The sequence below is a fragment of the Chelatococcus caeni genome, from assembly GCF_014196925.1.
Taxonomy (GTDB): domain Bacteria; phylum Pseudomonadota; class Alphaproteobacteria; order Rhizobiales; family Beijerinckiaceae; genus Chelatococcus_A; species Chelatococcus_A caeni.
On the sequence record NZ_JACIEN010000003.1, the window covers coordinates 641053 to 658151 of the forward strand.

General features: G+C 68.3%; 20 protein-coding genes. 18 read left to right on the top strand and 2 right to left on the bottom strand.

Going from position 1 to position 17099, the window contains the following annotated elements; all coding sequences use genetic code 11:
* The first annotated feature begins 20 nt into the window (after positions 1-20).
* From gap to GGR16_RS15955, 9 genes are all read left to right on the top strand, one after another.
* Complete coding sequence (gap, locus tag GGR16_RS15915; RefSeq protein WP_019404032.1) at positions 21-1028, top strand: type I glyceraldehyde-3-phosphate dehydrogenase; 1008 nt, start codon at positions 21-23, stop codon at positions 1026-1028.
* A 79-nt stretch (positions 1029-1107) separates the two neighbouring features.
* A complete protein-coding gene (locus tag GGR16_RS15920) occupies positions 1108-1563 on the top strand; it encodes a hypothetical protein (protein ID WP_183317186.1) in 456 nt (151 codons plus the stop codon).
* A complete protein-coding gene (locus GGR16_RS15925) occupies positions 1560-2798 on the top strand; it encodes a phosphoglycerate kinase (protein ID WP_183317187.1) in 1239 nt (412 codons plus the stop codon). Before GGR16_RS15920 ends, GGR16_RS15925 begins: the two co-directional genes overlap by 4 nt.
* 64 nt (positions 2799-2862) lie before the next feature.
* Entirely contained in the window at positions 2863-3927 is a 1065-nt protein-coding gene (gene fba, locus GGR16_RS15930; protein WP_183317188.1) for a class II fructose-bisphosphate aldolase, read from the top strand.
* A gap of 232 nt (positions 3928-4159) precedes the next feature.
* Positions 4160-4816 (top strand): thiamine phosphate synthase, encoded by a 657-nt coding sequence (locus GGR16_RS15935; protein ID WP_183317189.1) that lies wholly within the window; start codon positions 4160-4162, stop codon positions 4814-4816.
* A complete protein-coding gene (locus GGR16_RS15940) occupies positions 4813-5847 on the top strand; it encodes a tetratricopeptide repeat protein (protein ID WP_246373099.1) in 1035 nt (344 codons plus the stop codon). Before GGR16_RS15935 ends, GGR16_RS15940 begins: the two co-directional genes overlap by 4 nt.
* 66 nt (positions 5848-5913) lie before the next feature.
* On the top strand, positions 5914-6708 hold the full coding sequence (locus GGR16_RS15945) for an inositol monophosphatase family protein (RefSeq protein WP_019404320.1): 795 nt from the start codon (positions 5914-5916) through the stop codon (positions 6706-6708).
* A gap of 172 nt (positions 6709-6880) precedes the next feature.
* Entirely contained in the window at positions 6881-7867 is a 987-nt protein-coding gene (locus GGR16_RS15950) for a flagellar motor protein MotA (protein WP_183317190.1), read from the top strand.
* Between the two features lies 1 nt (position 7868).
* Entirely contained in the window at positions 7869-8900 is a 1032-nt protein-coding gene (locus GGR16_RS15955; protein ID WP_019404322.1) for a peptidoglycan -binding protein, read from the top strand.
* 353 nt (positions 8901-9253) lie between these two features.
* On the opposite strand, the gene GGR16_RS15960 is transcribed toward GGR16_RS15955, so the two are convergent.
* Positions 9254-9796 (bottom strand): helix-turn-helix domain-containing protein, encoded by a 543-nt coding sequence (locus tag GGR16_RS15960; protein ID WP_343059809.1) that lies wholly within the window; start codon positions 9794-9796, stop codon positions 9254-9256.
* 242 nt (positions 9797-10038) lie between these two features.
* Here GGR16_RS15960 and GGR16_RS15965 point away from each other — a divergent pair, with 242 nt between their 5' ends.
* From GGR16_RS15965 to GGR16_RS15975, 3 genes are read left to right on the top strand one after another with little or no spacing between them, the layout of a single operon-like run.
* Positions 10039-10344 (top strand): helix-turn-helix domain-containing protein, encoded by a 306-nt coding sequence (locus tag GGR16_RS15965; RefSeq protein WP_183317192.1) that lies wholly within the window; start codon positions 10039-10041, stop codon positions 10342-10344.
* Between the two features lie 2 nt (positions 10345-10346).
* A complete protein-coding gene (locus tag GGR16_RS15970) occupies positions 10347-11165 on the top strand; it encodes a ParB/RepB/Spo0J family partition protein (RefSeq protein ID WP_183317193.1) in 819 nt (272 codons plus the stop codon).
* A gap of 11 nt (positions 11166-11176) precedes the next feature.
* Positions 11177-11326, top strand: a complete 150-nt coding sequence (locus tag GGR16_RS15975) for a hypothetical protein (RefSeq protein ID WP_183317194.1) — start codon at positions 11177-11179, stop codon at positions 11324-11326.
* Positions 11327-11794: 468 nt separating this feature from the next.
* Here the strand turns inward: GGR16_RS15975 and GGR16_RS15980 are convergent, their stop codons facing one another.
* Positions 11795-12178 carry a hypothetical protein gene (locus tag GGR16_RS15980; protein ID WP_183317195.1) on the bottom strand — a complete coding sequence of 128 codons (384 nt, stop codon included), beginning with the start codon at positions 12176-12178 and terminating at the stop codon, positions 11795-11797.
* 174 nt (positions 12179-12352) lie between these two features.
* Here GGR16_RS15980 and GGR16_RS15985 point away from each other — a divergent pair, with 174 nt between their 5' ends.
* The 6 genes from GGR16_RS15985 to GGR16_RS16010 are packed head-to-tail and all read left to right on the top strand — an operon-like array spanning position 12353 to position 17093.
* Positions 12353-12829: a DNA transposition protein gene (locus GGR16_RS15985; RefSeq protein ID WP_183317196.1), complete on the top strand. Its 477-nt coding sequence runs from the start codon at positions 12353-12355 to the stop codon at positions 12827-12829.
* The gene (locus tag GGR16_RS15990) at positions 12826-14808 is read left to right on the top strand and encodes a transposase domain-containing protein (RefSeq protein ID WP_183317197.1); all 1983 of its coding nucleotides are present in this window, start codon (positions 12826-12828) and stop codon (positions 14806-14808) included. Before GGR16_RS15985 ends, GGR16_RS15990 begins: the two co-directional genes overlap by 4 nt.
* Before the next feature lie 45 nt (positions 14809-14853).
* Positions 14854-15822 carry an AAA family ATPase gene (locus tag GGR16_RS15995; protein ID WP_183317198.1) on the top strand — a complete coding sequence of 323 codons (969 nt, stop codon included), beginning with the start codon at positions 14854-14856 and terminating at the stop codon, positions 15820-15822.
* A gap of 8 nt (positions 15823-15830) precedes the next feature.
* Entirely contained in the window at positions 15831-16163 is a 333-nt protein-coding gene (locus GGR16_RS16000; protein WP_183317199.1) for a hypothetical protein, read from the top strand.
* Positions 16160-16456 (top strand): hypothetical protein, encoded by a 297-nt coding sequence (locus GGR16_RS16005; RefSeq protein WP_183317200.1) that lies wholly within the window; start codon positions 16160-16162, stop codon positions 16454-16456. Before GGR16_RS16000 ends, GGR16_RS16005 begins: the two co-directional genes overlap by 4 nt.
* On the top strand, positions 16449-17093 hold the full coding sequence (locus GGR16_RS16010) for a DUF3164 family protein (protein WP_183317201.1): 645 nt from the start codon (positions 16449-16451) through the stop codon (positions 17091-17093). The genes GGR16_RS16005 and GGR16_RS16010 overlap by 8 nt, the downstream gene beginning before the upstream one ends.
* The last annotated feature ends 6 nt before the right edge of the window (positions 17094-17099 follow it).

The following is a 17099-nucleotide window of genomic DNA, read 5'->3' on the forward strand; positions in this document are numbered from 1 at the left end:
CAGATCGAGGGAGTGACACCATGACGGTTCGGGTAGCCATCAACGGTTTCGGACGCATCGGCCGCAACGTCCTGCGCGCCATCATCGAGAGCGGGCGCAAGGATATCGAGGTCGTCGCCATCAACGACCTCGGGCCGGTGGAGACCAACGCCCACCTGCTGCGCTTCGATTCGGTCCACGGCCGCTTTCCGGCCGAGGTGAAGGTGGACGGCGACACGATCGACGTCGGCCGCGGCCCCATCAAGGTCACCGCCATCCGTAATCCGGCCGAGTTGCCGCACAAGGATCTCGGCGTGGACATCGCCCTCGAGTGCACGGGCATCTTCACGGCCCGGGACAAGGCGCAGGCCCATCTCGATGCCGGCGCCCGGCGCGTCCTCGTCTCGGCCCCGGCTGACGGCGCCGACCTCACGGTCGTCTACGGCGTCAACCACGACAAGCTGACGAAGGACCACCTCGTCGTCTCCAACGCCTCCTGCACCACGAACTGCCTCGCGCCGGTGGCGAAGGTGCTCAACGATGCCATCGGCATCGAGAAGGGCTTCATGACGACGGTCCACGCCTATACGGGCGACCAGCCGACGCTCGACACCATGCACAAGGACCTCTACCGCGCCCGCGCGGCGGCCCTCAGCATGATCCCGACCTCGACCGGCGCCGCCAAGGCTGTCGGCCTCGTGCTGCCGGAGCTCAACGGCAAGCTCGATGGCGTCTCCATCCGCGTGCCGACGCCGAACGTCTCGGTCATCGACTTCAAGTTCATCGCCCGCAAGGCGACGACGAAGGACGAGGTCAACGAGGCCATCAAGCGCGCCGCCGCGCAGGAGCTGAAGGGCATCCTCAGCTTCACGGCGAGCCCCAACGTCTCGGTCGACTTCAACCACGACAGCCACTCCTCCACCTTCGCGCTCGACCAGACGAAGGTGATGGACGGCACGCTCGTGCGCGTCATGTCCTGGTACGACAACGAGTGGGGCTTCTCCAACCGCATGGCCGACACGGCCGTGGCGATGGGCAAGCTGGCCTGAAAATGCATCGGGGCGCGGACCCAACGTCCGCGTCCCGCGTTACTTGAGGGGTTCGACGGGGGGCGAGCTGGAGACCGCAATGAGCGACACAGGTGGCCAACGCATCGAACCCTTTCTGCCTCAGTCAGCCCCTGACGCCGAGCCGGCCGCCGCCCCTGCCGAGCCGGCCCCTGCGCCGGCCCCGCCGCCGGCTTCTCCCCCTGCCCCCGTCGAGGACCCGCCGGCGCCCCCCGCCACCCCGAGCGCCCGCTCCCTGGCGGAGCAGCTCGCCCGCATCGAGGAAAAGGCGGCACGGCTCGAGGAGAAGCACGCCCGCAGCGAGGCGCTGATGCTGCGGCTTGACGACAAGGTGCAGGCGACCTCGAACCTCTCTGGCGAGCTCGCCCGCCAGAGCGACCTTGCCGCGCTGCATGACAGGGTCGCCCGCCTGCCGGGCTATTCCGCCCTCATCGTCGCGGCGGTCATCGCGGCGGTGCTGGCCGCGAGCTTCACCGTCGCCCTCATCAAATTCCTGCCCGGAGGCATTGGATTATGAGCCATGGGACACCGAGCCATGGGACACCGAGCCTTGGAACCCGGAGCTTTCGCACGCTCGACGATGCGCAGGTGAAGGGCAGGCGCGTCCTGTTGCGCGTCGACCTCAACGTGCCGATGGAGAATGGCCGCGTGAGCGACGCCACCCGCATCGAGCGGGTCGTGCCGACCATCCGCGAGATCGCCGACAACGGCGGCCGCGTGGTGCTGCTCGCCCATTTCGGCCGCCCGAAGGGCAAGCCCGAGCCCAGGGACAGCCTGAGGCCGGTCGCGGCCGCGGTCGCCGAGCACGTCGGCCGGCCGGTGGCCTTCGCCGGGGACTGCATCGGCGAGGCGGCCGCCGAGGCCGTCGCCGCCCTGAAGGACGGCGATATCGTCCTTCTCGAGAACACCCGCTTCCACGCGGGCGAGGAGAAGAACGACGCCGATTTCGTGAAGGCGCTCGCCGCCAACGGCGACCTTTACGTCAACGACGCCTTCTCCGCCGCCCACCGGGCGCATGCCTCCACCGAAGGTCTCGCCCATGTGCTGCCGTCCTATGCCGGGCGCACCATGCAGGCCGAGCTCGAGGCCCTGGCCAAGGCGCTGGAGGCGCCGAAGCGGCCCGTCGTCGCCATCGTCGGCGGCGCCAAGGTATCGTCGAAGATCGACCTCCTCGAAAACCTCGTCACCAAGGTCGATGCCCTCGTCATCGGCGGCGGCATGGCCAACACCTTCCTGCACGCCCAAGGCGTCCCCGTCGGCAAGTCGCTCGCCGAGAAGGACCTGGCGACGACGGCGCTCAGGATCATGGAGAAGGCCTCGGCGCACAACTGCGCCATCATCCTGCCGGTCGATGCGGTGGTGGCCTGGCATTTCGAGGCGAACGCCCCCTCGCATGCCTATGGCCTCGACGCCATCCCCGAGGACGGCATGATCCTCGACGTCGGCCCGCAGTCGATCGAGCGCGTGCGCGCGGCCATCGACGACGCCGCGACCCTGGTGTGGAACGGCCCGCTCGGCGCCTTCGAGCTCACGCCCTTCGACGCCGGCACGGTCGCGGCCGCCCGCCATGCGGCGGAGCGCACGGCGGGAGGCAAGCTCGTTTCCGTGGCCGGCGGCGGCGACACGGTCGCGGCGCTGAACCACGCGGGCGTAGCGGAAGCCTTTTCCTATGTCTCGACGGCGGGAGGCGCCTTCCTCGAATGGATGGAAGGCAAGGCCCTGCCCGGCGTCGAGGCCTTGCGCGCCGGCTGAGGCGCGGCAACCATAACGGGGCGGGCAGCCAACGCCCGCCCGGCCAGTCTAGCGGAGAAGTACAGTGGCTCGCATCACCCTGCGTCAGTTGCTCGACCACGCTGCCGAATACGGCTACGGCGTGCCGGCCTTCAACATCAACAACATGGAGCAGGGCCTCGCCATCATGGCGGCGGCCGATGCCGTTGACGCGCCCGTCATCATCCAGGCGAGCCGCGGCGCCCGCCAGTATGCCAACGACGTGGTGCTCGCCCGCCTCATCGACGCGCTCGTCGAGCTCTACCCGCACATCCCTGTGTGCATGCACCTCGACCATGGCAACAACGAAGCGACCTGCGTCACCGCCATGCAGCACGGCTTCACCTCCGTGATGATGGACGGCTCGCTGAAGGAGGACGGCAAGACGCCGGCCGACTGGGACTACAACGTCGGCATCACCCGCCGCGTGACGGAGATGGCCCATTACGGCGGCGTCTCGGTGGAGGGCGAGCTCGGCGTGCTCGGCTCGCTCGAGACGGGCATGGGCGACAAGGAGGACGGCCACGGCGCCGAGGGCAAGCTCAGCCACGACCAGCTGCTGACGAACCCGGACGAGGCTGTGAAGTTCGTCAAGGAGACCCAGGTCGATGCGCTCGCCATCGCCATGGGCACCTCGCACGGCGCCTACAAGTTCACGCGCAAGCCGGATGGGGCCATCCTCGCCATGCACGTGATCGAGGAGATCCACCGCCGCCTGCCCGAGACGCACCTCGTCATGCACGGCTCCTCCTCCGTGCCGCAGGATCTGCAGGACATCATCAACCAGTACGGCGGCAAGATGCCCCAGACCTGGGGCGTGCCGGTGGAGGAGATCCAGCGCGGCATCAAGCACGGCGTGCGCAAGATCAACATCGACACCGACAACCGCATGGCGATGACCGGCCAGATCCGCCGCATCCTCACGGAGAACCCGGGCGAGTTCGACCCGCGCAAATATCTGAAGCCGGCGATGGAGGCGATGACCAAGCTCTGCAAGGAGCGCCTCGAGCAGTTCGGCACGGCGGGCCAGGCCGGCAAGATCAAGCCCGTCTCCCTGTCGGAGATGGCCAAGCGCTACCGCTCCGGCGAGCTCGCCCCGAAGATCGCCTGATCCATGCCCGGCCGGTTCCCGGACCGGAGCAGGACGCGAGGGTCGCCGCACGGCGGCCCTCCGTGTTTCAAAAACAGGTTTCCACTTTCCGGCACGGCGCTCTAGAGTCGCCCCCCGCGACCTCACGCTGCCGGCAGCCGGCGCGGACGACGCCGCCTCGGAGCCGAAGCCGGCCGGATTGCCCTGCAACCGGACCGGCACGGGCTCTCGTTACTCGGGTACCTCAAGGGCCATGTCCGACCTCACGCCCCGTCTCTATCTCGTCTCCCCCCTCGTCACCGATGTCGAGGCCTTCGCGCCGCAGCTCGAGGCGGCCTGCAAGGTCGGCGACATCGCGGCCGTGCTGCTGCGGCTCGCCACGAGCGACGAGCGGGCGGCCATCAAGCAGGTGAAGGCGCTCGCGCCCATCGCCCAGAACGAGGGCGCCGCCGTCGTCGTCGCCGGCGCGCCTGTCGTCGCCATTCGCGGCGGAGCCGACGGTGTGCACATCACGGGCACCGGCTCGCCGGCCGAGATCGCGGCGGCGCGCGAGGCGCTCGAAGCCATGAAGCCCGACCGCATCGTCGGCATCGGCGGGCTGCGCGGCAAGCACGATGCCATGGTCGCGGGCGAGATGGACATCGACTACGTCATGTTCGGCGAACCACTGCCCAATGCCGTCCTGCCGCCCTTCGCGCAGGTGGTCGAGCGCGCGGCCTGGTGGGCCGAGATCTTCGCGGTCCCCTGTGTCGCCTTCGCGCCGACGCTGGAGGACGTGACACCGCTCGCCGAGACGGGCGTCGAGTTCGTCGCGGTGGGCGATGCGGTCTGGTCCGCCCCCGAAGGGCCGGCCAAGGCCGTGGCCTGCGCGCTCGGGGCGCTTGCCTCCGCCGAGGTGCCGCAACGATGAGGTTGCGCCTCGCCGTCGCTCTTGCCGCCCTCCTGCCCGCCGCCGCCATCGCCCAGCCGGCCGCGCAGCCGACGCTGCCCCCGCCCGCGGAAGGCGCCGCGCCGGCCGAGGCCGGGCGTACGCGCCTCCTGCCGACGCCCCAGCAGGCTGCCCCGCTCATCCCGACGCTGCCCAGCGACCGCAGCGACCTCGCCTACGGCGCCTATCAGCGCGGGCTCTACGTGTCGGCCCTGAAATACGCGACGGCGCGCGTGGAGGCCAACCGCAACGACGCCGCCGCCATGACGCTGCTCGGCGAGCTCTATGCGCAAGGCCTTGCCGTGCCGCGGGATTTCGCCGAGGCCGCCTCCTGGTACCGGCTCGCCCACGAGAAGGGCGATGCCAATGCCACCTTCGCGCTCGCCATGCTGACCATGGACGGGCGGGGCCTCGACCGGGACCGGACCCGGGCCGAGGCCTTGCTCGAAGAGGCCGCCGGCAAGGGCCACCCGGTCGCTTCCTACAACCTCGCCCTGCTGCTGCTGCCGAGGCGCTCCGAAGCCGCCGACGCGCGGGCGGTGGCGCTGCTCGAACGGGCGGCGGAAGCCGATATCGCCGATGCGCAATACGCGCTCGCCGTGCTCTACCGCGAAGGGCGCGGCGTGCCCGTCAACCGCATCAAGATGGCCGAATGGCTGGCGCGCGCCGCCGAGAACGACAACGTGCCGGCCCAGGTCGAATACGCGATCGCGCTCTTCAACGGCGACGGCACGGCGCGTAGCGAGGAAGAGGCGGCGCGCTGGTTCGAGCGTGCGGCGTGGGGCGGCAATCCCATCGCCCAGAACCGGCTGGCGCGCATCCTCGCCGCCGGCCGCGGCCGCCCGGCAGATCCGGTCGAGGCCGCCACCTGGCACATGCTCGCCGCACAGGCGGGCCTTGCCGACAGCTGGCTCGACGACACCCTGAAGACCCTCACCGACGAGCAGCGCAAGGCTGCCGCCGACAACGCCCGTGAACGGGCCGAACGCCTCGAATTCGGCATCGGCCCTTGACCGCGCCGCGCAGCGGGGGCAAACCCGCCGCCCGGCCGCCATTCCAGTGACGAAAGACCCCAAGGCATGATCCGCTCCCCCCTCATCACCGTGATGACCGACGCCGTCATGAAGGCGGCCCGCTCGCTCAAGCGCGACTTCGGCGAGGTCGAGGCGCTGCAGGTGACGCTCAAGGGACCGGGCGACTTCGTCTCGGCCGCCGACCGCAAGGCGGAGAAGACGCTGCGCGAGGCGCTGGAGAAGGCCCGTCCCGGCTACGGCTTCGTGATGGAGGAAAGCGGCATCGTCGAGGGCAGCGACAAGAGCCACCGCTGGCACATCGATCCGCTCGACGGCACGACGAATTTCCTGCACGGCTTCCCGCACTTCGCCATCTCTGTCGGCCTCGAGCGTGACGAGCAGCTGGTGGCCGGCGTCATCTACGACCCGATCAAGGACGAGATGTTCGTCGCCGAGAAGGGCAAGGGCGCCTTCCTCAACAACAGGCGCGTCCGCGTCTCCGCCCGCCGCGAGATGCCGCAGGCCCTCGTCGGCTGCGGCATCCCGCACCTGGGCAAGGGCGGCCATGGCCAGCTCATCCGTGAGCTTGCCGCCGTCTCCGTGCGCGCCGCCGGCGTGCGCCGCTCGGGCTCGGCCGCGCTCGACATCGCCTATGTCGCCTGCGGGCGGCTCGACATCTTCTGGGAGCGCGGCCTCAATTCCTGGGACATGGCGGCAGGCCTCGCCATCCTGCGCGAGGCGGGCGGCTTCGCGAGCGATGCCGACGGCGGCGTCAACCCGGTCGCCAGCGGCTCCATCGCCTGCGGCAACGAAACGCTGCACCGCGAGCTGCTCGAGGTGCTGAAGGGCGCGCGCGCCTGAGCGGCAGCTCCTGCGGCGCAGCGACCTTGCAGCGCAGTCACGAAGATGCCGACAAGACGTGCAAGGAAGGGCCATTGTCGGCACGTGACGCGACGCGTGCCGGCTTGATCGCCGGGTATTCCCCGGCGAACATGGGTGTATAGTCCCTCTGGACACAACCCGATGGTTTGAGATGGCGGCCGGCGATACGATCAAGCTTTCCTCCCCCCGGATCTACCTGGTCCGCATGGGCGTCTTCCTCATTCTGGTGGGCTTCCTCGCCTTCGTGCTCTACCGCCAGATCTGGTCGGCCTTCCTCACCAACCCGGCGCTGAACGGTATCATCCTCGGGGTGCTGCTCATCGGCATCGTGCTCGCCCTGCGGCAGGTGGCGCGGCTCTTCCGCGAGGTGCGCTGGGTCAACAACCTGCGCCGCAGCGGCGACGGCGTCGCCCTCACCGACATGCCGGTGCTGCTCGCACCCATGGCGACGCTGATCGGCGACCGCTTCGGCCGCGGCGGCGTGCCCACGGCGACCCTGCGGGCCATCCTCGATTCCATCGCCGCGCGCCTCGACGAGAGCCGCGACATCACGCGCTACCTCGCCGGGCTGCTCGTCTTCCTCGGCCTGCTCGGCACCTTCTGGGGCCTGCTCGAGACGGTGAGCTCGGTGGGCAAGGTCATCCAGTCCATGCGCACCGGCGGGGAGGCGAGCGCCCTCTTCGACGAGCTCAAGGCGGGTCTTGCCGCGCCGCTCGGAGGCATGGGCATCTCCTTCTCGTCCTCGCTCTTCGGCCTCGCCGGCTCCCTCGTCCTCGGCTTCCTCGACCTGCAGGCGGGCCAGGCGCAGAACCGCTTCTACACCGAGCTGGAGGACTGGCTCGCGGCCTCCGTCGCCGACGTCACGCTCGATGCCATGCCCGGCACGCCGGCCCTTGCCGCCGGGCAGGACGTCGCGGCCGCGCTGGAGCGGCTCACCGCCGCCGTCGGCGAGGGCCAGAGCGGGCGGGCCGCCACCCATGCCATGGCCAATCTCGCCGAGGGCATCCAGGGCCTCGTCCAGCACATGCGCACCGAGCAGCAGATGATCCGCGACTGGGTGGAGGCCCAGGCGAGCCACCAGCGCGAGATCAAGATGCTGCTCGAGCGCCTGAACTCCGAGCGCGCGCGGATCGACTAGCATGGCCCTGTCCCGCGCCCGCCGTTCCGACCGCCGGATAGATTACTGGCCCGGCTTCGTCGACGCGCTGTCGACCCTGGTTCTCGCCATCATCTTCCTGCTGTCGGTCTTCATGCTGCTGCAGTTCTTTCTGTCGCAGGAGATCTCCGGCAAGGACACCGCCCTGCAGCGGCTCAACCAACAGATCGCCGAGTTGACCGAGTTGCTCGCCCTCGAGCGCGGCTCGAAGAAGGAGCTGCAGGACAATCTTGCCCTCCTCCAGTCGACGCTGTCGGCGAGCGAGGCCGAGCGCAGCCGCCTCTCGGGCCTGCTCACGAGCGGCACGGCCGAGGGCGATGCGGCCAGCCGGCGCGTCGGCGAGCTCGAAGGCGCGCTGTCGGCGGAGCGGGACGTTTCCGCGCGCGCCCTCGCCCAGGTCGAGCTGCTCAACCAGCAGCTCGCCGCCATGCGCCGGCAGCTGGCGGCGCTGGAAGAGGCGCTCGAGGCCTCGGAGGCCCGCGACAAGCAATCCCAGGCGCGTATCGCCGACCTCGGCTCGCGCCTCAACACCGCGCTCGCCCAGCGGGTGCAGGAGCTTGCCCGCTTCCGCTCCGACTTCTTCGGCCGCCTCAGGCAGATCCTCGGCAACCGGTCCGACATCCGCGTCGTCGGCGACCGCTTCGTCTTCGAATCCGAGGTGCTGTTCGACACGGGCCAGGCGACGCTCCTGCCCGCCGGCTCGGCCGAGCTCGACAAGATCGCGAGCGCGGTCCTCGAGCTCGCCGGCGAGATCCCGCCCGACATCCCGTGGGTGCTGCGCGTCGACGGGCACACCGACAAGCGCCCCCTGTCCGGCACGGGCCAGTACAAGTCCAACTGGGCCCTGTCGGCGGCGCGCGCCATCTCGGTGGTGCAATATCTCGTCGAGAAGGGCGTGCCGCCCCAGCACTTGCTCGCCGCTGGCTTCGGCGAATTCCAGCCCATCGAGCTCGGCGACACCGAAGACGCATTCCGTCGCAACCGCCGCATCGAGCTGAAGCTCACCGAGCGGTGACGGTCGGTATAGGATGAAGGGGGACACTTAATCCTGCAGAGGTGGGAATAGGTGGGATCTGGCGGGATCGATCGGGCGAAAGTGGCGGCACGGCATAGGTTTCAGGGCCTCCTGGGCGGCGCGGCGTGCGCTGCTCTTTGAATTTGCAGAAGAGCGGCGGCGGCGGGCGCGGGACACTTGATATTGCAGATCGTGGCGCGCGCGGCCAGCCCCTCTTAGACGCCTCTAAATTCCCGCCCCCACACCTCTTAACCGCGGAAATTAGCTCTAGTTTCAAAATAGACCTTTGGCCTATGGGAAACCCCGATTGGCCGCCGTTAGGCTGCGTTCTCAGATGGCGCAGTCTATGATCATCAAACCGAGCGTTTCCCGGTGCCGGGCTCGGTGCGGGCGGCCTGCAACTCCTTACGCAGCCGTGTCTCCAGCCAGCCCATCTGCGTGAGGCGCTCCGCGCTATCTTCGCCGCGGGCCCAGACCTCCTTATACCAACGAACGACCTCCTCGAAGAGTGCCTCCTGCGGCAGGCGCACCCTTTCATCGGCATGAACCTGCGCCACGAGCTTGCGCACGGCGCGAAAGAGATCGTCATCGAGGGCGACCGAGCCCTCAAAAGCCGGAGCGGCTGTCGGCCTTGCGTCGCCTCGCGTTGTGCCATTTTCGGAAACACCCGAATGCGAGCCACCAAGCAGCATCGCGCCGTCGCCGGTGAGGATCCAACTCGGGCTGAAGCCTAGTCGCGCGTAGCCCAGCAAAGTCTCTCCGCTCGGGACGTTATGTCCTAGTTCTATGCGCTTCAGCGCACTCAACGATAGGCCGACCTTCGGGGCGAATTCGGCCTGAGAGCACTTGGTGACCGCACGCGCCATGCGTAGCCGATTTGCTACCGCGTCATGCATTACAGTTCGCCCACCGAACTGTAATGCTACCGATCAGGCTGAAAGTCAGCGCGGAAGTGGTGCAAAAACCATTGTAAAACAACGAATTAGCGCACCACCCCGGCGTCGGTAGAGAAAATGGAACTGTAATCTGTTTTTGGGGCTTGATTGGTCTCGAAAAGTACACCATCTTATCTCCGAACGGACCTAACGCACGCCCTAAAAACCCGGCCTGGCAGGGCCGGGGCACCCGAGGAAACGGCATGGCAAAGCGGACCTCCCGCGACTGGCATCCCGAAGACATCAAGGCCGCCATTCGCAAGCGCGGTTGGACCCTCACGGGCCTGTCGCTTGCGAACGGACTGCCCGATCACGCGTGCCGCCACGCGCTGCGGAAGCCCAACTTTGCCGGCGAGCTGGCGATCGCTGGCGCCCTTGGTGTCGCGCCCCGGCACATCTGGCCGAGCCGCTTCAACGTCGACGGCAGCCGGCGCCCCCAGCGCCGCTCACGTTCGAAATCTAGCGCCCCCCGCGTTGCCGGTCACTGTCAAATGCACGAGGCAGCCTGAACATGGGACTGACCGTCCAGAACATCCCACTCGACAAGATCATCACCAGCGACCGCCTGCGGCAGGTCGACAATGACTGGGTCGTCGGCATCGCCCAGTCGATGGACATCAACGGGCAGCAGACGCCCATCATGGTGACGTCGCCGGACAAGAAGGGCCGACACTCCCTGATCGCCGGCATGCACCGGCTCGAAGCGGCCCGGATGCTCGGCTGGACCGAGATCGCGGCAACCGTCTTCAGCGGCTCGAAGCTCGAAGCGCGCCTGCGGGAGATCGACGAAAACCTGATGCGGCGCGAATTGTCGCCGCTCGATCACGCCGCCCATCTCGCCGAACGCAAGCGGATCTACGAGGAGCTGTATCCCGAGACCCGGCAGGGCGAGGCGGGCGCCGCCGCGCGCTGGATGCAACGGACAAAATTGTCCTTTGCATCGGAGGTCGCCGAGAAGCTCAGGGTCTCCGAGCGCGATGTCCGGCGCTCCATCGCCCGCTACAGCAAGATCTCCCCGGACGTGCGTGCCCGCATCGCCGGCACGTGGATCGCGGACAAGGGCGTCGACCTCGATGCGCTGGCCAAGCTCGGCCCCGACGAGCAGCGGGCGGTGGTCGACATGATCCTCGCCGGCGGCGACGCGCCTAAGAGCGTCGGGGCGGCGGTCAAGGCGCTGCGGGGCGAACGCGAGGCGAAGCCCTCCGAAGCCGACCAGCAATACGAGGCGCTGCTCAAGGCATGGCGCCGCGCGGGCGCCCGCTCGCGCGCGGAGTTCCTCGCCTATCTCGAAGCCCAGGGCTTCGTCTTCCTCACCCAGGCGGCGGCTTAACGAGGCTCGTCATGCGCACTCCCCACGACACCCGCTTCGGTGCGTCCCTCATCTCCATCCCGGCCATGTGGCTGATCCTGGCCGCTCTCCTCATCGGCTGTGCGGCAGTGTGGGGGCAGGAGGCCGGGCGCGCCCTCTCGATGCTGCAGGAGGTTCTGTGATGCAGGCGTTCTCAAGCCGCGACGGTGCGGCTGTGTTTTCCTGGGCGAATGAAGCTCTCACGCGGGAGCGTGCGGCCGCCTTCCACGGCATCATCACCTTGGCCATGGCCGAGGGATGGACGGGCGCACAGTGCGTGTCGGCACTGTCCGCTCTGCTGGACGCGCCCGAGGTCGCCGAGGCGAGACTGAACGCGCTCGACGAACTCATTCGGGAGATCAGGGGCGGCGGGGCACCCAGCTCTACGAAGAAAGCCCTCGTGGCCTTCTGCGAGGTCGCGACTGACGAACAGTCGGACCGATTTGCGCGCGACTGCCTTCGCGATCTCGCGGCGTTCCTCACGGAGGAACAGGCTTCCTGGCTGATCGTCGTGCTGGCCAACATGGGGCCTGATGACCTGCTGGAGACCGTGCGTGGCCGCGCTGCCGGTCGCAGCCAGAGCTGGCTCAGCATGGACAACGCCCGAGCCCTCAACGCCGCCCGCCGCGCCTGGCTCGACGAGCGGATTGCCGCGGCTCGAGCGGGCTCGGGCCGGACTGCCCCTCCATCATCCAGCGATGCTGCGCCGTCCGCGCCAGATAAAACTCGGGCGCCGCGCCGAGGCGGTGCTCGACGACGTCGCTCGTGAGGCGGACGGCGCCATCGGTTTCCCGCTCCCCACCTTCGTCCAGCTCAGCGGCAACATCACTCTGCATCATGGCACACTCGGCTCTCAGCATGGTCCTGGCAACATCGGCGCGCGACAAGCGCTTGCGCGCCTCCAGTTCCACCAGGAGTTCCACGACGATCGCCTCCAGGGCGTCGATGCGCATGTTGGCAATGTGCAGGGCGCCATCGGCGGTGAGTTCGCTCATTCCCCTTTCCCCCAGCTCGTTTGGTGACGCGTCGAGTGTAGGGGAAGCGCGCGACCTGCGTCAGTGGTCGGTGGCGGGGCTAACCCGCAGTTTCCTCCCTGTCTTGTCCGGGTGGCCGCGCCATCGCTCCCCCATGCCCAGCGCGGCCACCCGGATCTTTTCGGGAGCATGGAGATGACGCGACGCAGGAACCCCAGAATTCGCAACCCTGATCAACTGGATCTGCTCGGCTGGGTGCCGAGCGAGCCCGTGAAGTCCTTTCCCGTCGAGAAGGTGCGCGCGGCATCGCTGGCGTCGTCGCTGGCCCGCGCCATGTCGCTCACGCTGAAGGAATGCGGCAAACCCCGCGGGGCCGTGGCGGAGGCGATGAGTGCCTATCTCGGCGAGGCGGTCAGCGAGAACATGCTCAACGCCTACGCCTCCGAGGCGCGCGAGGAGCACATCATCAACATCGTGCGGTTCGTCGCGCTCATCCACGCGACCCGCGACCGGCGCCTCCTCGAACTCATCGCCTCCATGTTCGACTGGGCGGTCATCGAACGCCGCTACCTGCCAGCGATCGAACTCGCCGAGCGCATGGAGAAGCGCGCCGAGATGGACCGCGAGATCGACGCAGTGCGCCGCCAGCTCAAGACGGGAGGCGTGTTGTGAACGGCTTCGTCACACGCGAATGGTGGAGCCCGGCCGATCTCGCCGCAGAGAAACTGCCCGGCCTGCCCAACACCCGCGAAGGCATCGCCAAGAAGGCCGATGACGAGGGCTGGCGCGAGCCAGCCGAGGAATATCCGCAGAACCCTGCCGGCAAGTGGCGCAAGCGCAAAGGTCGTGGCGGCGGCTTCGAATATAGGCTCGACGCCCTGCCGGTGCGCGCGAAGACCATCCTGGCCTTTCGTGCCCGCAAGGCCGCGGAGCAGCCAGACAGGGCCACGGCCAAGGCCGACCTTAGCCGCGAGGAACTCTGGCGCTGGTACGATCAGCTGCCGGACAAGAAGAAGGCGCAGGCGCGCGCCAAGTTCGATGCGCTGATGGCGGTGCGCGATCTGACGCTCGCCGGCACCCAGCGCGATGTTGCCCTGCAGCTTGTCGCCAGCGAGGCCGGCGTCTCCCTGCGCACGCTGTATAACTGGCAGAGCGAGGTGGACGGCGTCGATCCGGCGGACTGGCTGCCATACCTTGCGCCGCGGCACGCTGGCCGGCAGGCCGCCGTCGAGTGCGATCCCGAGGCATGGGAATGGTTCAAGGGGAACTTCCTTCGGCAGGAGCAGCCCACCGCAGCCCATTGCTATCGGCAGCTGCAGATGGTCGCGGCCGAGCGCGGCTGGAAGATCCCTTCGCGCAAGACGCTGGAGCGCCGGATCGCCTCGATCGACCCGGCGACGCGCACCTATCTGCGCAAGGGCGCAGAGGCTCTCAAGAGGCTCTATCCGGCGCAGGAACGCGACCGGTCGGTCTTCCACGCGCTGGAGGCCGTCAACGCGGACGGCCACAAGTGGGACAACTTCGTCCGCTGGCCGGACGGCGAGATCACGCGGCCCTGCATGGTCGCCTTCCAGGATCTCTACTCCGGGCTCATCCTGTCCTGGCGGGTCGACAAGACCGAGAACCGGGACGCCGTGCGGCTCGCATTCGGCGATGTCGTCGAAAACTACGGCATCCCCGACCACGTCACGCTGGATAACGGCCGCAACTTCGCCTCGAAGTGGATCACGGGCGGCACGCCGAACCGCTACCGCTTCAAGGTCAAGGACGAGGAACCGGCCGGCATCATGACCTCGCTCGGCTGCGAGGTGCATTGGACGACGCCCTTCCACGGCCAGTCGAAGCCGATCGAGCGTGCCTTCCGCGACTTCGCGCAGAACATCGCCCGCGACGTTCGCTTCGCCGGGGCATGGACCGGCAACACCATCGCCAACAAGCCCGAGAACCACGGCTCGCGTGCGGTGCCGCTCGAAGTCTTCCTGCGTGTCGTGTCGGAGGCCATCATTGAGCACAACACCCGCGTCGGCCGGCGCACGAAGGTGTGCGCCGGGCGCTCCTTCATGGAAGCGTTCACGGCCTCCTACGAGGTCTCGCCGGTTCGCAAGGCGACGCCTGAGCAACGCCGCCTCTGGCTGCTCGCCTCCGAGCTGGTGACCGCGCGCCAGCCGGACGGGGCCGTCTACCTCGATGGCAACCGGTACTGGGCAGAGTTCCTCGTCGCGCAGCTCGGCCGCAAGGTCGTGCTGCGGTTCGATCCGCAGGCGCTGCACGACGGCGTGCACATCTATCGCGCGGACGGCGCCTATCTCGGCCACGCGCCCTGCCTCGACGCGGTCGGCTTCTTCTCGACCGAACAGGGCCGCGCCCATGCCCGCGCCCGCAGCGCCTGGTTGAAGGCGATGAAGGCGGCGGCAAAGGCCGAGCGGCGTCTCTCGCCGGCGGACGTCGCCGCCATGATGCCCACCATCACAGCCCCGGAACCGCCCGAGACGCGCGTCGTGCGCCCCGTCTTCGGGAACGTCGCGGTCGCCGTCCAGGCGGCGAATGCCCCCGACGAACAACACGATCAGGACGCGGTGCTGGAGAACTTCGGGCGCGCGGTGCGGCAGCTCCGCATCGTGTCCCGACAAGAGGACGGCGCGGACGTCTGAACGTCACGCGCCGCCAAAGTCACTGTCGAAGCAAAGGACAATACCATGGACGCCATCACCTTGGAAATGACCGCGAACGATCAGGACGCGCTGCGCGCTGAGGTGCGCCTGATCATGACCCAGGAGGGCCTCAGTCAGGCTGCCATCGCCCGCGAGGCCGGCATCGCCTACGGCACCTTCACGCCGTGGATGGGCGGAACCTATAAGGGCAAGACGGCCGAGATCGCCCGGTCCGTGCAGCGCTGGCTGGAAACCCGACGGGAGCGCAAACAGACGGCAGCGATCCTGCCGAAGGCTCCCGAGTTCGTCGCCACACCCACTGCGGACGCCATCATGGACGTGCTGGCATTCGCGCAGAGCGCGCCGGACTTCGCCGTCGTGGTCGGCGGCGCCGGCATCGGCAAGACAATGGCGATCGAAGAGTACCAGAAGCGCTCCTCCAACGTCTTCGTCATGACGGCCGAGCCGGTGCTCTCGTCCCCGAACAACATGCTGTCGGCGCTCGCCGACGCGATCGGCGTGGTGGAGCGGCGCAGCACGTGGATCAGCCGGGCCATCTGCAACCGGCTTCGCGGAGCCGCCGCCCTCATCGTCATCGACGAGGCGCAGCACCTCTCCAGCGCGGCGCTCGATCAGCTGCGCACGATCCAGGACCTCGCCAAATGCGGTGTCGCCGTCGCCGGCAACGAGAGCGTCTACAGCCGGCTGCAGGGCAGCGGCGAGGCGCGGTCCTCCCAGTTCGCTCAGCTCTATTCGCGGGTGGGTATGCGCGTCACCCAGCCGAAGCCGCGCGCAAAGGACATCTGCCAGCTGATCGAGGCGTGGGGCATCGCCGGCGCGGCCGAGATCGAGCTGCTCAAGACGATCGCCCGCAAGCCCGGCGCCCTGCGCGGCATGACGAAGACGCTGCGCCTCGCCGGCATGATCGCCGCCGGCGCCTCTGAACCGCTCTCGGTCCGTCACATCCGGCAGGCTTGGCAGCAGCTGTCCAGTCAGCCGGTCGATGCCGAATGAGGTCCGCCATGGTGATCTTCCCGGCCACAACCGAAGACGTGCCGCTCAGCCTGATGCTGGAGGCGCTGCAGAACATGTTCGCCCGCCATCCCGAAGGGCTCCACGTCGACGGGGACTTCGCCCGCGAACTTGCGGCAGGTCTGAGCGACATGGTCGACGAGGCACGCGCGCTGGAAGCCGCCGAGGCCGAGCGGCGCGAGCTGCTCGCCATCGCCGAGGATCTCGACCTCGTCGGACGCTTTGAGGTCCGCGAACCTGCGCCGGCCGCGGTCGACAACGTCGTGCCGTTCCCCCAGCGGGCGCTGCCTTGCTCTTCGCCGACAGGAGGAGACGCGGCATGACGAAACGCGCCCGTCCTGTCGGCAACAGGCATGGCACGCGCTGGCGCGGCAAGCTGCCGCTCCCGTCGCACAGTCATCCCCTCGTGCGCCAGTTCATTGCCGAGCTGAATGCGCAAATGACCACGATCCGAGAGTGCGCCACGCGGGCCGGCCTTGGGCCGAAGACGGTTTGCGACTGGCGTTATCGGACCAATCCCAACCTCGCGAATTTCGACGCTGCCCTGAACGTGCTCGGCCTGGAGCTGTGCATTCGGCCGCGCCGAGAGCCTACCGACGGAGAAACCCATGTCTGAGACCATCGCCCGATCAGCCGGCACCGTCGAGGTGCACGGCAAGATCTACATGCCTGATGCCAAGGGCAACCTCGTGCCGGTCGACACCATCAAGCCGGCCGACCAGCTTGAGGACGAGACCGTCCGCAAGGTGATGGGCTACGCCAAGGCCCTGTCGGCACAGATCAGCCGGTTCAAGCAGCACACCTTCGACGATCTCGGCGCCTTCGAGGCCATCCTCACCCAGGAATACGGCACGAGCAAAGGGGGCGCGAAGGGCAACAAGACCTTCACCACTTTCGACGGCCTGATGAAGGTGCAGGTGCAGGTCCAGGACAACATCGACTTCGGGCCGCAGCTCCAGCACGCGAAGGAGCTGATCGACGAGTGCCTGATGGAGTGGTCGGCCGACAGCCGCCCCGAGATCCGCGCCATCGTCACCCGCGCCTTCAACACGGACAAGGCGGGCCAGATCAACCGCGCCGAGATCTTCATGCTGCTGCGCCTCGACATCGAAGACGAGCGCTGGCAGCGGGCCATGGAGGCGATCCGCGATGCCATGCGGGTCATCGGCTCCAAGACCTATGTGCGCTGCTACGAGCGCGACCGGCACGATGCGGAATGGCGGCCGGTGACCATCGATCTCGCCAAGGCGTGATGGAGG